The organism is Streptomonospora wellingtoniae (genome assembly GCF_031845375.1).
Taxonomy (GTDB): Bacteria; Actinomycetota; Actinomycetes; order Streptosporangiales; family Streptosporangiaceae; genus Streptomonospora; species Streptomonospora wellingtoniae.
In genome coordinates, this window is the sequence record NZ_JAVREK010000070.1 from 1 (window position 1) to 471 (window position 471).

The 471-nt window shown below is 40.6% G+C and carries 1 protein-coding gene; it reads right to left on the reverse strand.

What is annotated here, in order from left to right:
• On the reverse strand, positions 1–349 hold a 349-nt coding region (gene tmk / locus RM446_RS24665), incomplete at its 3' end, for a dTMP kinase (protein ID WP_311547839.1).
• Positions 350–471: the final 122 nt, after the last annotated feature.

Consider the following 471-nt stretch of genomic DNA (forward strand, 5'->3'; position numbering starts at 1 on the left):
CACCTGCTCCGTAACTTTGATAAGCAACACTAGAGTCCACATAGCGATCACAAAGCACCATTTTCCCCTCTGCCAAAGCAGGCATAATCACTTCACCCACCAATTGTGCTCTTGATGAGGCATATAAAAGCACCTCTGTTAACATGGACATCTCATCAAACTCTGGATGTAGAACCAATTCTCGAATCTCATTTCCAATACGAGTTCCACCTGGCTCACGTACATGGATATATGAAATTCCTTGATGATCTAACCATTCACATATTCTGCGTATCTGAGTCGTTTTCCCTGCTCCCTCTGGCCCTTCAAAGGATATAAATAAACCGTCCATTGATTCACTCCAATTCACCGAAAGGAATAAAAGCCCCTCCAGTGCGCTTATGTCTTTCAAACGTGCTAAACAAAACCTGATTTATTTTAATCCATAAACCTATTTTTCACTATATTAACACTAACTTCTGATGTTAGTTG